This window comes from Actinoplanes sp. NPDC051343 (assembly GCF_044455125.1).
GTDB lineage: Bacteria > Actinomycetota > Actinomycetes > Mycobacteriales > Micromonosporaceae > Actinoplanes.
Genome location: NZ_JBITEL010000013.1, coordinates 181283 through 196729 on the forward strand (window position 1 = coordinate 181283; position 15447 = coordinate 196729).

The following is a 15447-nucleotide window of genomic DNA, read 5'->3' on the forward strand; positions in this document are numbered from 1 at the left end:
GTCTGTCGGTAAGGTGCAGCGGTGACCGGTGAGAAGTCAGTCGTTGACAAACCCGCGACGCTGTTGTGGGCGGTGCGGCTGCTCTACCTGCAGTGCGCCGGGCTGGCCGGGCTCACGATCTACCTGCTGGTCCTCGATCTGACCAGCGGCGACGTGCAGATCGGGGTGGCGGCGGCGCTCACCGTGCTGACCGCGCTCGCCTCGGTCTCCGTCTTCTTCGTGGCCCGGGCGCTCGGGCGGCTCCGGTCAGGTGCCCGCGGACCGGCCATCGTCGTCCAGCTGTTCGTCATCGCGGCCGGCGGCTTCCTGATCCAGGTGCATCCGCTGTGGCTGGGCGTCCTGATGATGGTGCTGGGCGTATTGACCGGGCTGCTGATCGTTCTTCCTTCAAGTACCAGAGCCCTCGGGGTCGATTAAGGCCTACCCTGTTGACGTGACCGGATCTACGGTGCGTCCACCTGCGTACCAACTGCTGGCTGATGAGCTTCGGGCCGACATCACGTCGGGCCGCCTGCAGCCGGGGGAACGTCTCCCACCCGAACCCGAACTCTGCATCAAGACCGGGGTCAGCCGCAGCACCGTGCGGGAGGCTCTGCGCCTGCTGGCGAGTCAGCACCTGATCGTCACCACGCGTGGAGTGACCGGCGGCAGCTTCGTCTCCCATCCCGACGCCGAGCAGCTCGGCGACGGCCTGGCCACCGGCTTCACGCTGCTCACCAACACGCCCAGCGTCGGCATGGCTGATCTGCTCGAGCTGCGCCGGGCCCTCGAGGTGCCGGCGGCCGGGCTGGCCGCGGCGCGCCGCACCGAGGAGCACCTGCTGGAGATCCGCGGGGCGCTCTTCGACCCGCTGACCGATGACCTCGACACGATGATGGTCGCCCACGCCGCCTTCCACCTGGCGGTGGTCAAGGCGTGCGGCAACCCGCTGTTCGAGCTGGTGGGGCGGCCGGTCTATCACGCGGCGTACGGCGAGGCGGTCACCGACAGCCTGCCCGCCGACTACTGGCAGCGGATCGACGCCGATCACCGGCGGCTGCTCGACTGCCTGTGCGTGGGCGACGCCGAGGCCGCGACCTCGCTGTCGAGCCGGCACCTCGACTATGTCGCCGAGGTCAACCGGCGCTAGCTCCCGGTCCGGCGGGTCAGCAGCCGGATCGTGGCGGAGCGACCGGTCGCGTCGGCCGCCGCGGAAGTAGTCAGCGCGGTCAGCACCTTCCACGCGAACGACGACTCGGACGGCAGGCGGGCGCCGCGTACGGTCGCGACCGAGACCTCGACGGTCAGCGCGTCGTCGGTGACCGCGAAGCGGCACTCGAGCTCGGCCCGCGGAGTGGCGATCGCCAGCAGCATCGCGCACGCCTCGTCGACCGCGATGCGGAGATCCTCGATCTCGTCGAGCGCGAAGTGCAGCCGGGCCGCGAGCCCGGCGGTGGCCGTGCGCAGGACGCCGAGGTAGCCACCGTCGGCGGGCACCGTGAGGAGCACGACGTCGTCCGAATGCGTCAGCTGAGTCACGTAGCCATCCTCCCAACGAGGAGCAGCGTACGACAACGGCCGGCGCCCGAAGACACCGGCCGTTACAAGTCCGTCAGGCCTGCTTGGTCTCCCAGAAGATCTTGGAGATCTCCTCGATCTTGGCGAGGAGCTGGTCGCCGACGGCCGGGTCCATCGAACCCTTGGCGCCTGCCGCACCAGCCAGCTTGGTGGCCTCGTTGAACAGCTGGTGCAGATTGGGGTACTTCTCGAAGTGCGGGGCCTTGAAGTAGTCGGTCCACAGCACCCACAGGTGGTGCTTGACCAGCTCGGCCCGCTGCTCCTTGATCAGGACGGCCCGGGTGCGGAACTCGGGGTCCTGGTTCGCCTGGTACTTCTCCTGGATGGCCTTAACCGACTCGGCCTCGATCCGGGCCTGGGCCGGGTCGTACACACCGCAGGGCAGGTCGCAGTGTGCGCTGACCACGGTGCGCGGAGTGAGGAAACGCGGAAGTCGCATCAGGACTCCTCCATAAGAGTTTGCGATGATCCGCGGTTGACACTACCCCTTACATCCCGGACGTAACGCGGAGGAGGACTGATGCGGTGAGGTGGCAACTGGTCCTGGTGCAGGGGCCGTCCATGGTGCCCACGTTGCGGTCCGGAGATGCGCTGCTGGTACGGCGGGGAGCGCGGGTAAGGAGCGGTGACATCGTGGTTGCGCGCTTCCGTACCCGCCCCGACCTGCTGGTGGTCAAGCGGGCCGTACGACCCCAGGACGGCGGCTGGTGGATCCAGGGCGACAACACGCTGATCGAGGACGACTCCCGGCGGTACGGGGTGGCCGATGTCATCGGGCGAGTGTTAATTCGCTACTACCCGAAGCCAGGTCGGCTAAGTTAATGTCCCGTACCACTTCTTCGGGTGATCCCCGCATCGCACCACCCGCTCGGCGCCAACTCGCGATCCGAACCGGGACCGGTGCTCCAGTCAATGCCGACGACCGATGCCCCGTGGAGTCACCATGTCTTTCTTCAGTTTTGAACTCGATCCCGCCCTGGCCGCCGATCCCGTCTTCGAGCTGCACAAACACGGCAAGATGGCGATCGCGCCGACGGTCCCACTGGCCAGCCGCGACGACCTGTCCCTGGCGTACACCCCAGGCGTGGCCCGCGTCTGCGAGGCCATCGCCGAAGACCCGGCCCTCTACGCCGACTACACCTGGACCGCCAACACGGTCGCCGTGATCACCGACGGCTCGGCCGTGCTCGGCCTCGGCAACATCGGGCCGAAAGCCGCCATGCCGGTCATGGAAGGCAAGTCGATCCTGTTCAAGCAGTTCGGCGGGGTCGACTCGATCCCGATCTGCCTGGACACCCAGGACACCGAGGGCATCATCGCGGCGGTCAAGGCGGTGGCACCCTCGTTCGGCGGCATCAACCTCGAGGACATCAGCGCGCCCCGCTGCTTCGAGATCGAACGCCGGCTCGACGCCGCGCTCGACATCCCGGTGTTCCACGACGACCAGCACGGCACCGCGGTGGTCACGCTGGCCGCCCTCCGCAACGCGGCCAAGCTGCTCGGCCGCCGGTTCGGCGAACTGCGGGTGGTGATCAGCGGGGCCGGTGCGGCCGGGGTGGCGATCACCCAGGCGCTGATCGCGGCCGGGGTCGAGGGCGCCAACGTCATCGTCTGCGACTCGCGCGGCATCATCCACGCGGAGCGCGGCGACCTCAGCCCGATCAAGGCGGAACTGGCGGCGGCGACCAACTTCTCGGGCCGTACCGGGGCTGTCGCCGAGGCGCTGATCGGCGCCGACGTGCTGATCGGGGTGTCCGGCGGTGCGATCGAGGAGAGTGCGCTCGCCCAGATGGCCCCCGGCGGCGTGATCTTCGCCCTGGCCAACCCGACACCCGAGGTCGCGCCGTCGATCGCCCACAAATACGCGGCCGTCGTGGCCACCGGGCGTAGCGACTTCCCCAACCAGATCAACAACGTGCTGGCCTTCCCCGGCATCTTCCGCGGGGCACTCGACTGCGGCGCGAGCACGGTCACCGAGGGCATGAAGGTGGCCGCGGCCGAGGCGATCGCCGCGGTGGTCGCCGACGACCTGAAGCCCACCGCGATCGTGCCGTCGCCGCTCGACCCGCGGGTGGCTCCGGCGGTCGCCGAGGCGGTCATCGCGGCCGCGATCCGCGACGGCGTGGCCCGCCGCCGGTCGCCGGTCACGGCTCCGGCGACCACGCCGATCCCACGGTAGAAGAACTTCGGGCGAGACGCCGCCGGCTTGCTGCCGGCGGCGTTTCCCGTACGCCGTGAGAGTTGTCCACAGTCGCCCGCCGCCCGTCAGAATCGCCACTAAGGTCGTCCTATGCGCGCCGCCTACGCCGCCAAGGCCGACCCCGACCATCCCCTCCAGGCCCTCACCGTCGGGGAGTTCCCCGACCCCACGCCGCCCGACGAGTGGGTGCTCGTCGATGTCCGGGCCGCCTCGCTCAACCAGCACGACCTGTGGTCGCTGCGCGGCGTCGGCCTGCGCGCCGACCGCCTGCCGATGGTCCTCGGCTGCGACGCGGCCGGCGTCGACGAGGAGGGCAACGAGGTCGTGATCTACCCGGTCGTCGCCGACCCGGACGACCCGCGCGGCCTCTCACTGCTCTCCGAGCACTACCCGGGCACGCTGGCCGACCGGGTTGCCGTCCCGAGAGAAAACCTGGTGCCCAAGCCGGCCGGGGTGTCGTTCGTCGACGCGGCCTGCCTGCCGACGGCCTGGCTCACCGCCTACCACATGCTGACCACGCGGGGCCGCGTCGACGAGGCGTCGGCGGTGCTCGTGCAGGGCGCGGGCGGCGGGGTGGCGACCGCCGCGGTCGCCCTGGCTGCCGCCATGGGCAAGCGGGTCTACGCAACCAGCCGCGACGCAGCCAAGCGCGAACGCATCGCAGTGCTGGGCGCCACCGCGGTCGAGCCGGGCGCCCGGCTGCCCGAGCGCGTCGACGTGGTCATCGAGTCGGTCGGCGCCCCAACGATCGACCACTCGATGAAGTGCAGCGCACCGGGAGCCCGCATAGTCGTCTGCGGCGCAACCGGCGGCCACCTGGCCACGGTCGACCTGCGCCGCCTGTTCGCGATGCGGCTCGACCTGCTCGGCAGCAGCATGGGCACCCCCGACGACCTGGTAGCCCTGCTCGACCTGATGGTGACCAAGGACGTGCGCCCAACGATCGACACAACCTACGGCTTCACCGCAGTGGCCGACGCGTTCGCGAAGCTCGAGTCAGGCAACATCTTCGGCAAGGTAGCAATCGACTTCCTACATTGACCCGCCCCCGCCGGGCCGCCACGCGGCACAACCCGGAGTCGCGCGGGCAGCGCGGCGCCGGCGTGACGATGCGGCTTGGACGCTCGGGCGCGGCGCGGCGCGGCGCGGCGCGGCTTGGCGGCGCGCGGTGTGGCTTGGCGGCGCGCGGTGTGGCTTGGCGGCGCGCGGTGTGGCTTGGCGGCGCGCGGTGTGGCTTGGCGGCGCGCGGTGTGGCTTGGCGGCGTCGGCGACGCTTGGCCATGCGGCGCGGTGCGGCTTGACGGCTTGGTTTGACGGCTTGGTTTGACGGCTTGGCGCAGTGCAGCGCCGCGCGGCTTGGCATGGCTTGGTGGCGCGGCTTGGCGACGGCCGGGCTCGCGATGCGGCGCGGCTTGGTGGCAGGGTTGGGCGCGTCGGCGATGTGGCGCGCTCTGGCGCTGCGGCGGGGAGATGCGCGGGTTACGCGGTGCGTATGCCTCGGCGATCTGGCCGGGCGATGCGCGGGGTCATGCGGCGCGGTTCGGCGGTGTGGTCGGGCGGTGCGCGGATTTGCGGCGCGGCGCCGCGTGCGGCGGCGCGGGGTCCCGCTCGGCTCGCTCGTCGGCCTGAGATGCGGGGTGGGTGGGCGCGTCCGACTGATACGGCGGTCGGTCCGATGGTCGGCGCTGGTCGATGGCGTTGCCGGCCGTTCTGCGCGGCCTGCGGCGATGTTGGCGGTCACGGTGCGGCGCGCTGCTATTGCGGCTGGCTCGGGCGGCGCTTCGGCGGGTGGGGCTCAGCTGCGTGGGCTTCAGCGGGCGGTGGTGCCTCGGGGGAGGCGGGCGCGGGCTGTCTCGTCGCCGTTGAGGGTCCAGCGTAGGAAATTGATGACTGTGGACTCCATCAAGTTGTAACCTATCTGGCCCGGCTGGAGGTACGTGGCGTGCGAGTTGTGCCGCAGCAGGAGGTAGGCCTTTGACCAGGGGACCCGGTCGAAGGCTAACCGGCTGCGGGCGGCCGGAACGATTGGGTCGGCGGTGCCCTGTAGGAAGAGCATCGTGGCCGGTGGGCCGGCGAAGGCCCCGGGAGCGAGCCAGCCTGCCATCACCACGCCTGCTTTCAGGCTCGGGTCGTGGCCGGCGGTGAAGAGGCCCATTGTGGTGTAGCCGCCGGCCGAGTGGCCGATCGCCGCGATTCGGGTGGTGTCGATGTGCCCGGCCAGTGGGTTGCCCGGCGTCGTGTCCAGGCGGCGGATCTCGGCGAGCACGTAGCGTACGTCGTCGGGCTGGCGGACTATGTCCGCGCGCTGGAAGCGGGTTGCGTAGAGGCTGGTGTGGGGGAACGTCGGGGCGACCACGACGAAGCCGGCGGCGGCCCAGCCGGTCAGCGCCGCCTGGTAGCGCTCCGGAGAGCCCTTGAGCCCGTGGCTGAAGACCACCAGCGGGAAGCGGCCGGGGGCGGGGCGGTCGGCCGGCGACCCGGCTCCGGTCAGGGTCCACGGCGCGGCCGGGAAGAACACGAGCGTGGGCAATGGGCGTACGGAACCTCGGTGAAGATGCAGGATGCGCAAGCCGACCGGAAAGGTCGAGGAGGTCGGCGCCGCGGGCCTTTCCGCCGGTGCCGGCGCCTGCTTCGGCGGGCCGGAGCAGGCGGCGAGCGCGACGAGCATGGCCAGTGCCGCACCGATTCGCCGCCGCGTCGCCATGATGCGACGCTACGGCCGAACACTCCCACGAAGGAGTGAAATCACCGGACCGAGTGCGTTTGCGCTGGTAGAAGCAGTCACCGATGTGCTCTTTCGTGCATGTCTTCGCTATGGTCGTGCCCATGTCTGACAACCGCGCCGACCCTAGTAGCAACACCGAGGCCTTCCGTGCCTTCACCGACAGCACCTCGCCGGAACCCCCGGCCCCGTCCAAGACCCCGCTGATCGTCGGCGGCGTCGTGGTGGCCGTCGTCCTGATCGGCCTGATCGTCTTCCTGGTCAGTTAGGTCAGGGTTGTAACGCCGCCCGCGACTGGTCGGCGATCTCCAGTTCCTCGTCCGTCGGCACGACGCAGACCGCGATCGGCATGCCGTCGGGCGAGATGATCCGCTCGGCCCGCCGGTTGCGTTCCGGGTCGACCGCGATGCCCAGACTCTCCAGCCCGGCCAGCGTCGCCGCTCGGACGACCGGGGAGTTCTCGCCGACACCGGCGGTGAAGGTGATCGCGTCGACCCGGCCGAGCACCGCCAGGTAGGCGCCCACATATTCACGGATCCGCCGGCAGTAGACGTCGAACGCGAGCGTCGCCTCCGGATCGCCGGCCTGCCGCCGCTCGAGCACCGCCCGCAGATCGTTGTCGCCGGTCAGGCCGACGAGGCCGGCGTGCCGGGTCAGTGACGTCTCTATCTCGTCGAGCGGCAGGCCGGCGACCCGGTGCAGGTGGAAGACGACGGTCGGGTCGATGTCGCCGCTGCGGGTGCCCATCACCAGGCCGCCCTGCGGCGACAAACCCATCGACGTGGCCACGCTGCGGCCGCCCTCGACCGCGCAGGCGCTCGCCCCGTTCCCCAGGTGCAGGGTGATCACGTTGGTTTCTTCGACGGGTTTAGCCAGGACTTTCGCCGTCTGGCGGGAGACGTACGCGTGGGAAGTGCCGTGGAAGCCGTACCGCCGGATCTGCCAGCGCTCGGCCAAGCTCTTGTCGATCGCCCAGGTCACGCCCTCGGGCGGGATCGTCGCGTGGAAAGCGGTGTCAAAGACCGCCACCTGCGGCACGTCGGGCAGCAGCTTGCGGGCCACCGCGATGCCGCTGAGCGCGGCCGGGTTGTGCAGCGGGGCGAGCGGCACCAGCGCCTCCACGTCGGCCACCACGTCGTCGTCGATCAGCGTGGGATCGCTGAACCGGGGGCCGCCGTGCACCACCCGGTGGCCGACCGCCGCCAGCCCGGCCAGGTCGACCGATTCCATGATGTGCTGCAGGGCGGCCCGGTGGTCGGTGGCGTCGCCGCCCTCCTCGCCGATCCGCTCGATCAGACCCTTGGCGCTCGTCTCCGCGCCGTCGAACAGCCGGTACTTCACCGACGACGAGCCACAGTTGAGGACCAGAACCCGGCTCATTTCGCTCCCGCCTGGATCGCCGTGATCGCCACCGTGTTGACGATGTCTTTCACCGTTGCGCCGCGGGACAGGTCGTTGACCGGCCGACGCAGGCCCTGCATGACCGGGCCGACCGCAACCGCGTGGGCGGATCGCTGGACCGCCTTGTAGGTGTTGTTGCCGGTGTTGAGGTCGGGAAACACGAAGACCGTGGCCTTGCCGGCGACGGTGCTCTCCGGGAGTTTGGTCGCCGCGACCGCCGGGTCGATCGCCGCGTCGTACTGGATCGGGCCGTCGACCGGCAGGTCGGGCTGCCGTTCCCGGACCAGCGCGGTGGCCGCCGCGACCTTCTCGACGTCGGCGCCCGACCCCGACTTGCCGGTCGAGTAGGACAGCATGGCCACCCGGGGTTCGAGCCCGAACGCCGCCGCGGTGCGGGCCGAAGAAAGCGCGATGTCGGCCAGCTGGGCGGCGTCCGGATCGGGGTTGACCGCGCAGTCGCCGTAGACGAGCACGCGGTCGGCCAGCAGCATGAAGAACACGCTCGACGCCACCGACAGCCCGGGGACCGTCTTGATGATCTCGAAGGCGGGCCGGATCGTGGCCGCCGTCGTGTGGTCGGCCCCGGACACCATCCCGTCGGCCAGCCCTTCGGCGACCATCATGGTGCCGAAGTAGTTGACGTCGCGGACCACGTCGTACGCCAGGTCGAGCGTCACGCCACGATGTTTACGCAGCTCGGCGTAGCGCTCGGCGAAGTCGTCGCGCCACTGGCTGCGCTCCGGGTCGACCAGCCGGGCCCCGCCGATCTCGACGCCGAGCTCGCGTGCCCGCCGGGTGATCTCGGCCGGGTCGCCGAGCAGGGTCAGGTCGGCCACACCGCGGCGCAGCAGCGTCTCGGTGGCCCGCAGGATGCGCTCCTCGGAACCCTCCGGCAGGACCAGGTGCCGCCGGTCGGCCCGGGCCCGGTCGATCAGGTCGTTCTCGAACATCAGCGGCGTCACCCGGCCCGACCGGGTCACGTCGAGCAGCCGGGTCAGCTCCGCGGTGTCGACACCGTCCTCGAACGCGCCGAGCGCCGCCTCGACCTTGCGCGGGGTGCCGGTGCTCAGCCGCGCCTCGATCCGCCCGGCGGCCGCGATGGTGTGGTAGCTGTCGGACTCCACGACCAGCATGGCCAGACCCGTGTTGAGCCGTTCGATCAGCTTGACCGCCCGCTCGTCCGGCCGCTCGCCCAGCGTCAGCACCAGGCCGGCCAGCGTGACCTGGCCGGCGGCGTGAGCCGCGCTGGCCGCGACCAGCAGGTCGGCCCGGTCGCCGGGGGTGATCAGCAGCGCCCCGTCGGTCAGGTGGTCGAGAACGGCGGGCACGTGGGCGGCGCCGACCACGTAGTCGAGCACGTCCCGGTCGGTGTTGTCGCCGCCGGTGATCACGGTGGCGTCGAGTGCCTTCGCGACCTCGGCGACGGTCGGCGCGGCCACGGCGGCGACCTCGGGGATCGTCCAGACCGGGACCGGGAGGCCGGCGTCGTTCACCTCGGTGGTGGTCCGGTTGGCGATGACGGCCAGCACGGTGGCGTTGAGGTCGCCCAGCGAGTGGTACGCGCTGCGGACGGCCGCGGTCAGCGACTCTTCGCCGCGGCCCTCCCCGCTGACGACCGGGATCACGACGCTGCCGAACTCGGTCGCCAGCCGGGCGTTGAACCCGAGCTCACGTGGCATCTCGTCGTGGCCGTCGGCCGGGCCGGCGGCGAAGTCGCTGCCGATCACCACGACCGAGCCGCATCGCCGTTCGAGCTCGCGGTAGCGCTCGACGATGCGTCCGATCAACTCCTCCCAGCGGCCGTCGGCGACCAGGGCGGACGCCTCGGCGACGGTCACGCCGTGGCCGCCGGTCACCGGGTATCGGGAGGTCAGCAGGCTGAGTAGCGGATCGCCGTCACCGGTCCCGGCGACCAGCGGCCGGAACACCCCGATCCGGGCCACCTGGCGGGAGAGCAGCTCGACGAGACCGAGCGCGACCGTGCCCTTGCCGACGCTCGGTCCGAGCCCGGCGACGTAGACGCTTCGTGCCACGCCCCTCAACCTACCGACCCCGGATGAACGCCGCCGGTCCGTAAAGCGGAATTGACGCACGCCTACTAGGCACGAGACAATCTCTCGTCCGAAGGCGGGAGTAGCCGGTAGGGGCGGCGGCCGGGCCAGCCGGCTCCGGTCATCGAGTCGATGGCATGGAGGGTTCTGTGGGCAAGACGCTGGAAGAACGGCTTGCGTGGGTTGAGCACAAGGCGAGGCTTCAGGAGGGCTTCGCCGAGGTGGTCGACATCGATCTGAGCAAGCTTGTCGAAACGACCAAAGGCATTCAGAGGACGCTCGAGACGCACACCAAGGTTTTGGAACGTCACGATCAGATCCTGGATTCGCACAGTCGGACGCTCAACCGGATCGATCAGAAGGTCGCCGGCGTGGACGAGATGGTCACTGTGGTCGATGAAAAGGTCACGGCGATCGATCAGAAGCTGGTGGGCATCGATGCCAGGCTCGACGGGATGGATAAGCGGTTCGCCGGCATTGACGCGAAGTTCGTCGGGATGGATGCCAGGTTCGATGGGATGGATGAGCGGTTCGCCGCGATGGACGCGAAGTTCGCGGCGATGGACGAGAAGTTCGAACGGAGGTTCATCGGGCTCGAGGAGAAGATGGACGTCGTGCTGACGCTGCTCGGCGGGCGTGATCGGGGCGTGGTGCCGAGCGCGCGGGTGGCGAGCGAAGGCTCCTGAGAAGGTGGGGGCAGGAGGCTGGCGGCTTCTGTCCCCTCAGGGTTTGAGCAACGGGCCCAGGTAGGTCGGAGGGTCGGTCAGGAAGCGGCGCCAGTTGGCGACGATCGTGAGCTGGTCCCAGGGGGCCTTGCGGAGGCCGAAGTCGCCCAGCTCGAGGATGGTGGCGCCCGGCAGGGCGGTCAGCAGCGGTGAGTGCGTGGCTATCACCAGCTGGGCGCCCGCGGCGCGCAGGTCGGCCAGCCGGGCGACCAGGCTCAGGGTGGAGACGAAGGACAGGGGCGCTTCCGGCTCGTCCATCAGGTAGAAGCCGGGGCCGCCGAACTTGCGGTCCAGCACCTCCAGGAAGCCTTCCCCGTGGCTGCGGTCGTGCAGGTCGCGGTCGGGGCTGCCGGGCAGGTCCTCGAGGTACGTGTAGAGGCCGTGCATGGTTTCGGCGCGCAGGAAGTAGGAGTGGCCGCGCCCGCCCACGCTCCGGGACACCCGCAGGACCTCGCCCAGCGGCGACTCCGAGGGCCGGGTCGAGTATTGGGCGCCACGGGAGCCGCCCTCCGGGTTGAGGCCGATCGCGCCGGCCAACCCCTCGATCAGGGTGGACTTGCCGGAACCGTTCTCGCCGACGAGGAAAGTTACGCCGGCGGGGATGTTGAGGCCGTGGTCGAGCACCGCGCGTACGGCCGGAATGCGTGACCACCACGCCGAGCGGTCGATCGTCGCCGCCGGGTCGAGATCGACCCGGCGGATGGGTCGATCCGTGCTATTCCTCATCGTCCTCGTCGGCGCGGGCCAGCCAGGTGGCGAACCGCTCGATCGGGGTCTCGAACTCGGGGTTGAGGTCGACGAAGGTGCGCAGCTGCGAACCCAGCCATTCCAGCGTCACGGTCTCCTCGCCGCGCCGGTCGACCAGTTCTTCGATGCCGCGATCGGTGAAGTACATCCCCGGATAGTAAAAGGGGGCGCTCCGCACCGGCGGAGCGCCCCCTTTGGTCACGGCCGCGGCAGTGCGGCCTCGACCAGCGCGGTCTGCTCGGCGTCGTGCATCTTGGCCGAGCCGACCGCGGGGGCCGCGGCGGACGGGCGGGAGATCCGCCGGAGCCGGACGCCCTCGAGGTGCTCGAGCAGGTTGAGCGCGACGAACGACCAGGCGCCCTGGTTGGCCGGCTCCTCCTGCACCCAGGCGAAGTCTTCCGCGTTGGGGAACTGGGCCAGCACCGCCTTGAGCTCGGCCACCGGCAGCGGGTAGATCTGCTCCATCCGGATGATCGCCGTGTCGGTGAGGCCGCGCTCGGCCCGGGCCTGGAACAGGTCGTAGTAGACCTTGCCCGAGCAGAGCAGCACCCGCTTGACCGCCTTCGCGTCGAGTGGCGTGCCCTTGATGCCGGCGTCGCCCATCACCGGCTGGAACCGGCCCTGGGTGAAGTCGGCGACCGATGAGGTGGCCAGCTTGTGCCGCAGCAGCGACTTGGGCGAGAACACCACCAGCGGCTTGCGTTTGGTCGACAGGGCCTGCCGGCGCAGCAGGTGGAAGTAGTTGGCCGGGGTGGTCGGGTTGGCCACCCGCATGTTGTCCTGGGCGCAGAGCTGCAGGAACCGCTCCGGCCGGCCGGACGAGTGGTCGGGGCCCTGGCCTTCCTGGCCGTGCGGGAGAAGCAGCACCAGCGACGACTGCTGGCCCCACTTGACCTCGCCGGACGAGATGAACTCGTCGACCACCGTCTGAGCGCCGTTGCCGAAGTCGCCGAACTGGGCCTCCCACAGCACCAGCGCGTCCGGGTTTTCGACCGAGTAGCCGTACTCGAAGCCCATCGCCGCGTATTCGCTGAGCAGCGAGTCGTGGACGAAGAACCGCGCGTTGGAGGTGGCCAGGGTGCTCAGCGGCAGGAAGTCCTTGCCGGTCTTGCCGTCGACCACCGAGGCGTGCCGGGAGACGAACGTGCCGCGGCGCGAGTCCTGGCCGGCGAGCCGGACGGTGACGCCCTGGTTGAGCAGCGAGCCGAACGCGATCAGCTCGCCGAAGCCCCAGTCGATGCCGCCCTCGTTGGACATCTTGGCCCGGCGTTCGAGCAGCTGCTGGACCCGCTTGTGCGGGGTGAAGCCCTCGGGCAGGTCGATGTGGGCCTGGCCGATCGCCCGCACGACCGAGGTCTCGATCGCGGTGTCGACCTGCGGCTCCGGTTCCTCGGTGATGGTGATGCGGCGGGGCGCCGAGCCGGCCGAGTCGCGGGTCGCCTTGAACACCTGCTCCAGTTGGGACTGGTAGTCGCGCAGCTGCTCCTGTGCGTCGTCGACGGTGATGTCGCCGCGGCCGATCAGCTCCTCGGTGTACAGCTTCCGGACCGAGCGCTTGGTGTCGATGATCTCGTACATGCGGGGGTTGGTCATCGACGGGTCGTCGCCCTCGTTGTGCCCGCGGCGGCGGTAGCAGACCAGGTCGATCACGACGTCCTTGTTGAACGCCTGCCGATATTCGAACGCCAGCTTGGCGACCCGGACCACGGCCTCGGGGTCGTCGCCGTTGACGTGGAAGATCGGCGCCTGGATCATGCGGGCCACGTCGGTCGAGTACATCGAGGAGCGGCTGTATTCGGGCGCGGTGGTGAAGCCGACCTGGTTGTTGACGATCACGTGGATCGTGCCGCCGGTGCGGTAGCCGCGCAGCTGGGAGAGGTTGAGCGTCTCGGCGACCACGCCCTGGCCGGCGAACGCGGCGTCGCCGTGCACGAGCACCGGCAGCACCGTGTAGCCGTGCAGGCCGAGGTCGAGGCGGTCCTGCTTGGCCCGCACGATGCCCTCGAGGACGGGGTCGACCGCCTCCAGGTGGGACGGGTTGGCGACCACGCTGACCGTCGTCGAGCTCTCGCCGTCCGGTGTGGTGTATTTGCCGGTCTGGCCGAGGTGGTATTTGACGTCGCCGGAGCCGTGGGCCGACTTCGGGTCCATCTGACCCTCGAACTCGTTGAAGATCTTCTCGTACGGCTTGCCGACGATGTTGGCCAGCACGTTGAGCCGGCCGCGGTGGGCCATGCCGATGACCATCTCGTCGAGCCCGCCCTCGGCGGACGCCTTCAGCACCTCGTCGAGCAGCGGGATCAACGACTCGGCGCCTTCGAGCGAGAACCGCTTCTGCCCGACGAACTTGGTCTGCAGGAAGGTCTCGAACGCCTCGGCGGCGTTGAGCCGGTTGAGGATGTGCTTCTGCTCCTCGGAGTCCGGCTTGGTGTACTTGATCTCGATGCGGTCCTGGATCCAGCGCCGCTCCTCGGGGCCCTGGATGTGCATGTATTCGATGCCGACCCGGCGGCAGTAGGTGTCGCGCAGGACGCCGAGCACGTCGCGCAACTTCATCCGCTGCTTGGCGGCGAACCCGCCGACCGGGAAGGTGCGGTCGAGGTCCCACAGGGTCAGGCCGTGCTGGAGCACGTCAAGGTCGGGGTGCCGGCGGATCTCGAACTCGAGCGGGTCGGTGTCGGCCATCAGATGGCCGCGCACGCGGTACGCGTGGATCAGCTCGACCACCCGCGCGGCCTTGTCGATCTGGCCCTCGGAGGTGCGGGCGACGTCGCGCACCCAGCGGACCGGCTCGTACGGGATGCGCAGCGAGGTGAAGATGTCGTCGTAGAAGCCGTGGTCGCCGAGCAGGAACTCGTGCACGGCCTTGAGGAACTCGCCGGACTGCGCACCCTGGATGACCCGGTGGTCGTACGTGCTGGTCAGCGTGGTGACCTTGCTGACGCCGAGGTCGGAGAGCGTCTCGTCGCTCATCCCGGAGTAGGGCGCCGGGTATTCCATCGCGCCGACGCCGATGATCGCGCTCTGCCCGGCCATCAGGCGCGGGATCGAGTGGACCGTGCCGATGCCGCCCGGGTTGGTCAGCGAGATCGTGGTGCCGGCGTAGTCGTCCATGGTCAGTTCGTTGCGGCGGGCCCGCCGGACGACGTCCTCGTAGGCCTGCCAGAACTGCCGGAAGTCCATCTTCTCGCAGTTTTTGATCGACGGGACGACCAGGCTGCGGGAGCCGTCCTTCTTGGCCAGGTCGATCGCGATGCCGAGGTTGACGTGCTCGGGCTGCACCAGGGCCGGCTTGCCGTCGACCTCGGCGAACGAGTTGTTCATCTCGGGGTGGGCAACGACCGAGCGCACCAGGGCCCAGCCGATGAGGTGGGTGAAGCTGACCTTGCCGCCCCGCCCGCGGGCGAGGTGGTTGTTGATGACGATGCGGTTGTCGACCATCAGCTTGGCCGGGACCGCGCGCACCGAGGTGGCGGTGGGCACCTCGAGTGAGGCGTCCATGTTCTGCACGATCTTGGCGGCCACCCCACGCAGCGTGGTGATCTTGTTGCCGGTCGCCGCCGGGGCGTTGCCGTTCGACGAGGGCTTGGCGGCGGTGGAGGCGGCCGCCGAACCGGATGAGCTCGGTGCGGCCGGGGCGGGCTTGGCGGCAGCAGGCTTCGGCGGCGCGGCCGGGACGGTCGGCTTGACCGGCGCGACCGTGGCGGCGGCGGGCGCGTCGGTGCCGGCCCGCTCCGCGCTGGCCTTCGCGTTGGCGGCGGTGGCCTCGTCCGGAGTTACGATCGATCCCGTGGCCATCGCCGGCTTGTAGTCGGCGAAAAAGTCGTGCCAGGCCGGGTCGACGCTCGTGGGGTCGGCCAGGTAGCGCTGGTACATCTCGTCGACGATCCACTCGTTGGGACCGAAGTCCGCGAGTGGGTTGTCATGCGAAGTCTGCTGGGTCGACACTTTCGTGTTCGCCTCTTTCACCATGTTGTCAGCACGCGATTCGCAGACAAGGCTACGCCGTGCGCACAGTCGAATTGTGCGCACGTCGGGTGTGAG

Annotated in this window: 15 protein-coding genes; 7 read left to right on the plus strand and 8 right to left on the minus strand. The window is 69.9% G+C overall.

Annotation, left to right across the window (positions count from 1 at the left end; all coding sequences use genetic code 11):
• The first annotated feature begins 21 nt into the window (after positions 1 to 21).
• Both ACIA5C_RS36305 and ACIA5C_RS36310 read left to right on the plus strand, forming a co-directional pair.
• Complete coding sequence (locus ACIA5C_RS36305; RefSeq protein WP_396063237.1) at positions 22 to 417, plus strand: hypothetical protein; 396 nt, start codon at positions 22 to 24, stop codon at positions 415 to 417.
• A gap of 16 nt (positions 418 to 433) precedes the next feature.
• Complete coding sequence (locus ACIA5C_RS36310; protein WP_396063239.1) at positions 434 to 1129, plus strand: FadR/GntR family transcriptional regulator; 696 nt, start codon at positions 434 to 436, stop codon at positions 1127 to 1129.
• Here the strand turns inward: ACIA5C_RS36310 and ACIA5C_RS36315 are convergent.
• Positions 1126 to 1518, minus strand: coding sequence for an anti-sigma regulatory factor (locus ACIA5C_RS36315; RefSeq protein WP_396063241.1), 393 nt, complete (start codon positions 1516 to 1518; stop codon positions 1126 to 1128). The genes ACIA5C_RS36310 and ACIA5C_RS36315 overlap by 4 nt on opposite strands.
• A gap of 73 nt (positions 1519 to 1591) precedes the next feature.
• Entirely contained in the window at positions 1592 to 1996 is a 405-nt protein-coding gene (gene sodN, locus ACIA5C_RS36320; RefSeq protein WP_396063243.1) for a superoxide dismutase, Ni, read from the minus strand.
• Positions 1997 to 2082: 86 nt separating this feature from the next.
• On the opposite strand from sodN, the gene ACIA5C_RS36325 reads away from it, so the two are divergent.
• The 3 genes from ACIA5C_RS36325 (at position 2083) to ACIA5C_RS36335 (ending at position 4798) form a co-directional block, all read left to right on the plus strand.
• Complete coding sequence (locus ACIA5C_RS36325; protein ID WP_396063245.1) at positions 2083 to 2379, plus strand: S26 family signal peptidase; 297 nt, start codon at positions 2083 to 2085, stop codon at positions 2377 to 2379.
• 121 nt (positions 2380 to 2500) lie between these two features.
• Positions 2501 to 3736 carry an NADP-dependent malic enzyme gene (locus tag ACIA5C_RS36330; protein ID WP_396063247.1) on the plus strand — a complete coding sequence of 412 codons (1236 nt, stop codon included), beginning with the start codon at positions 2501 to 2503 and terminating at the stop codon, positions 3734 to 3736.
• A gap of 111 nt (positions 3737 to 3847) precedes the next feature.
• Complete coding sequence (locus ACIA5C_RS36335; RefSeq protein WP_396063249.1) at positions 3848 to 4798, plus strand: zinc-binding dehydrogenase; 951 nt, start codon at positions 3848 to 3850, stop codon at positions 4796 to 4798.
• 769 nt (positions 4799 to 5567) lie between these two features.
• On the opposite strand, the gene ACIA5C_RS36340 is transcribed toward ACIA5C_RS36335, so the two are convergent.
• Positions 5568 to 6461 (minus strand): alpha/beta hydrolase family protein, encoded by an 894-nt coding sequence (locus ACIA5C_RS36340; protein ID WP_396063251.1) that lies wholly within the window; start codon positions 6459 to 6461, stop codon positions 5568 to 5570.
• Positions 6462 to 6583: 122 nt separating this feature from the next.
• Between ACIA5C_RS36340 and ACIA5C_RS36345 the strand changes: the two genes are divergently transcribed.
• A complete protein-coding gene (locus ACIA5C_RS36345) occupies positions 6584 to 6748 on the plus strand; it encodes a hypothetical protein (protein ID WP_396063253.1) in 165 nt (54 codons plus the stop codon).
• Position 6749: 1 nt separating this feature from the next.
• Here ACIA5C_RS36345 and ACIA5C_RS36350 read toward each other — a convergent pair whose 3' ends face one another.
• A complete protein-coding gene (locus ACIA5C_RS36350; RefSeq protein WP_396063255.1) occupies positions 6750 to 7859 on the minus strand; it encodes an acetate/propionate family kinase in 1110 nt (369 codons plus the stop codon).
• Complete coding sequence (gene pta / locus ACIA5C_RS36355) at positions 7856 to 9913, minus strand: phosphate acetyltransferase (RefSeq protein ID WP_396063257.1); 2058 nt, start codon at positions 9911 to 9913, stop codon at positions 7856 to 7858. The genes ACIA5C_RS36350 and pta overlap by 4 nt, the downstream gene beginning before the upstream one ends.
• Positions 9914 to 10080: 167 nt before the next feature.
• Here pta and ACIA5C_RS36360 point away from each other — a divergent pair, with 167 nt between their 5' ends.
• A complete protein-coding gene (locus ACIA5C_RS36360; protein ID WP_396063259.1) occupies positions 10081 to 10617 on the plus strand; it encodes a hypothetical protein in 537 nt (178 codons plus the stop codon).
• Positions 10618 to 10653: 36 nt separating this feature from the next.
• On the opposite strand, the gene ACIA5C_RS36365 is transcribed toward ACIA5C_RS36360, so the two are convergent.
• From ACIA5C_RS36365 to ACIA5C_RS36375, 3 genes are read right to left on the minus strand one after another with little or no spacing between them, the layout of a single operon-like run.
• Positions 10654 to 11382 (minus strand): AAA family ATPase, encoded by a 729-nt coding sequence (locus ACIA5C_RS36365; protein WP_396063261.1) that lies wholly within the window; start codon positions 11380 to 11382, stop codon positions 10654 to 10656.
• Complete coding sequence (locus tag ACIA5C_RS36370; protein ID WP_396063263.1) at positions 11372 to 11551, minus strand: DUF6104 family protein; 180 nt, start codon at positions 11549 to 11551, stop codon at positions 11372 to 11374. The genes ACIA5C_RS36365 and ACIA5C_RS36370 overlap by 11 nt, the downstream gene beginning before the upstream one ends.
• A 50-nt stretch (positions 11552 to 11601) precedes the next feature.
• Complete coding sequence (locus ACIA5C_RS36375; protein ID WP_396063265.1) at positions 11602 to 15375, minus strand: multifunctional oxoglutarate decarboxylase/oxoglutarate dehydrogenase thiamine pyrophosphate-binding subunit/dihydrolipoyllysine-residue succinyltransferase subunit; 3774 nt, start codon at positions 15373 to 15375, stop codon at positions 11602 to 11604.
• Between the last annotated feature and the right edge of the window lie 72 nt (positions 15376 to 15447).